This window comes from Roseovarius sp. MBR-78 (genome assembly GCF_040547535.1).
Lineage (GTDB): Bacteria > Pseudomonadota > Alphaproteobacteria > Rhodobacterales > Rhodobacteraceae > Roseovarius.
In genome coordinates this window covers 1-3,023 of the sequence record NZ_JBEPPX010000069.1, presented here as the reverse complement: position 1 = coordinate 3,023, position 3,023 = coordinate 1, and the positions used below count along the sequence as shown (strand labels likewise).

The window sequence follows — 3,023 nt, the reverse complement described above, 5'->3', positions numbered from 1 at the left end:
CGCAGCCCGTGAACTTTGCGGCAACCGTCGGAACAGAATTTCGGCCTATCCTCGGGCAATGGGTGGCCACAGTTTGCGCAGCGTGTGCGCTCGATCAGGGAACCGCGCTCTATCGTCCATTCCGGCTGCCCCTCATACCAGTTTGGCCGCTTCACTTGCATGATCGCGAACACAACCGCCACCACGTCGCGCGCCGTGTCGTCTGCCGCGCTCCAGCTCCAGCCCTGCAAACATAGCTCTGACCGGATCACGCGCCGGAACAGCCCCTCATAAGCCAGCGGGGTCAGGACGCGCCCTTCCTCCAGGGCAACGCGGGTCAGCGCGCATAGATGCCCGACGATGGTTTCCGCTCGATCCTTTGACAGCTTACGCCGCGCCGCGTCGCGCTCGCGACGGGTCATCGCGGGGGCCGGATATGACATATCGAACGGCACATTGCGCCTCCTTCATTCTGTCTCCCAGCCCACCAGCCGCATGGCCTTTTCGGGGTCGATGCCAGCCTCTTGTGCCTCGGCCAGCGCCTTGATGATGCCCTGCATGGCGCGCGCCCTGCCGCCCGTGTCATACGCCTGCACCGGGGTTTCCACGTCGATCTGGACAGTGCCGCCCAGCTTGGCCGTGGCCTCGTCGCTGATTACCTTCGCAAGGGGGGACAGGGTGTATTGCACCAAGTGCCGTTGCACCTCACGAAACACTGGCCCGGTTGATGCCGGGTTGAAGAACGCCGCAGGGACGCCGAACACCTCGGCCACCGCGCCGCGCGCCGCTGCCATGATCGCCGCCGCCTCGGCCTTTTGCAGATCGGGTGTCAGATCATCACGCCGCTGGCCCAGCTGGGGATTCATGCCCGCCGCCGTCGCCTGCGCCACGCCTTCGATGATCAACGTCTGGCCTTGCCTGCCCCGGATCGCGCCGCGCATGGCTTCCATATCCTCGGGGGAACTGTCTGGCAGGGGCAGAACCTGAGAACCTATTGGCGCGTCTCGGAACGTATCCCGCAACGCCTCCTCGATCTCGTGCAACAGGTTGGCCGACAGCGCCGCGCGCCGCAGGGGTGCCGTGCCCGTCCATGGGGCCACCGGGTCGCTGCCGATACGGATATGGATAACCTCGCCAGCCAGCGCCGTGACGGTGCGCCCGCCGCCCGCCTCGGGGATGCTGGCCCGGTATGCAACCGGCCTGCCGCCTCGGGTGGACACGTCCCAGTCACTTGCCGGGATGATGTGCTCGCCAATGATGCCCAGGAACTCGCCACGCAGGGCCAGAGACCGCGCCACCAGCGCCATGGTGTTGCGGTCCAGTAGATCGGTGCCCGCCACGTCAGCGCCAGAGAACACGCCCTCCCAGAGGCTGATGCAGGTCTGCGCCGCGCTGGTCAGCTCGGCCACGTCGCTGCCGCCGCTGATGTAGCTGGCCCGTGCCGCCATGATCGCCGCCGTGTAACCGGTGCCCGATGCTCGGGTTTCGTGTTGGTCAACTTGTCCATCACGCCGCCGGAAAATGTCCAGTAAACCCATGTCAAAGCCTCCAGCGTTTAAAGGGGTGCGCTCCGACAGCTTGTCGGTGCGGATCAGCCTGCCAGCTCCGCGCCTCGACTTGCGCCTGCTCGAACGCGGGCCGGGTTACGGTGGACAGCTCGAACAGCTCCGCGCGGGTGATCCGACGCAACAGCCCATTACCGCGCCGCTCGATCTGCTCGCCGCCGGGGGCTACCCTGAAACCCGGTGACAAGCCCCGGATCAGCCCCGCCTTGTGTGCTGCCAGAAAGTCGGTGGCCCAGCTGGTGCCGCCCTCGATGCGCGCCTCGAACTCCAGCGCCTGATCGGTTTCCCTGATCTCCAGAGAACCCGCCTGCCGACTGGCAAGGGGCCGGTTGAAGTCGTGGCCCGATAACAGGTGAACGTCCTCGCCCGCCTCGATCCGGCCAGAGAACGCCCGCGCCTCGAACAGCTCGAACCGCCCCGGCACAAGCTCGGTTTCGGTGCCGTAGGGGAAGCGCCCGGATAACCGGACGCCTCCAGCCTCTTGGCGCAGCTCCAGCGCGCCGGATGCTACGCCCCAGAGCATTATGCCAGCTCCAGACCGGTCAGAACCCGCAGCTGCACTGGACGCGCGACGGTAATGTCCAGAGTGGCCAAAGCGGTCAGCCGCAGCCCGCCCGATGCTGCATCGGTGAACGGATCGCGGATCACGTCCACCGCGCCCCATGCGCCGACAAAGAACGGGGCCACGCCGCCGCTCGATGTGGTCAACAGCGCCGTGGTGGCCTCGGGGGTGCCAGACGGTGCGGCCAGCCCGTTGGACGTGGTGTTGATCTGCCCCAGAAGCGCCGCCAGCTTGTCCCATTCGGTCAGACCGGACCCGCCGTCAAACATGATGCTGTCAAGGAAGCTCCAAAGCTCGGGCCGGATCATGCCGCGCACCGCGCCGCCACCGGATGCCGCGTTGCTCACCATGAACGCCGCGACAGCCTCACGGAACGCGGCCACGCCCGCCGTGGCGTCAATCGCCGTTTCGGTGATGCCGTAGGTGCTGGCCCCGGTGATCACGCCCAAAGGCTGGCCATCGGCCCCGGTGCCAGAGAACGACGCCGCATCCACCGCCTGCCCGATAGCGCCTGCCATGTCGCGCCGCACCGCTTGCTCCAGCGCCGAACCCGACTGTTTCAGGCTGCGCCGGGTGATCTTCATCTGGATGCCCAGAGTATTGGCCGGGGTCATGGCCCGGTCGGTCGTGGCGTAGACGGTCGGCCCCGCGACATTGCCGGTCTCGGTCGCCTGCCATCCTGCCGTGACGGAACTGGTCACAACCGGCCATTCCGCTGCGCCCTGGTCGATCTGGATCATCTGCGCCCCCATGGCGCTGGCCATGCTATCGGGGAAAAGCCGGTCGATGATCGGGCGGGTGCTGATCGGGTCAGGGGTGCCACCGGCCACCGTCTCGCCCGCGCGTTGCTCCAGCGCCTGCCAAGGAACCGGGATGCCACGGAACCCGCCAGCCGAACGCAGCTCTTGCACGATCTC

At 67.0% G+C, this 3,023-nt stretch carries 4 protein-coding genes; all 4 read right to left on the bottom strand.

Going from position 1 to position 3,023, the window contains the following annotated elements:
• Window positions 1-401, bottom strand: a 401-nt coding sequence (locus ABIE58_RS20135; protein ID WP_354546395.1) for a hypothetical protein, incomplete at its 3' end; no start/stop codon positions are given.
• A 45-nt stretch (window positions 402-446) separates the two neighbouring features.
• Window positions 447-1,427, bottom strand: coding sequence for a phage portal protein (locus ABIE58_RS20130; protein WP_354546394.1), 981 nt, complete (start codon window positions 1,425-1,427; stop codon window positions 447-449).
• 91 nt (window positions 1,428-1,518) lie between these two features.
• Window positions 1,519-2,067: an HK97 family phage prohead protease gene (locus ABIE58_RS20125; RefSeq protein ID WP_354546393.1), complete on the bottom strand. Its 549-nt coding sequence runs from the start codon at window positions 2,065-2,067 to the stop codon at window positions 1,519-1,521.
• Window positions 2,067-3,023: phage major capsid protein (locus ABIE58_RS20120; protein ID WP_354546392.1), on the bottom strand; the 957-nt coding region annotated here is incomplete at its 5' end. The genes ABIE58_RS20125 and ABIE58_RS20120, both read right to left, overlap by 1 nt.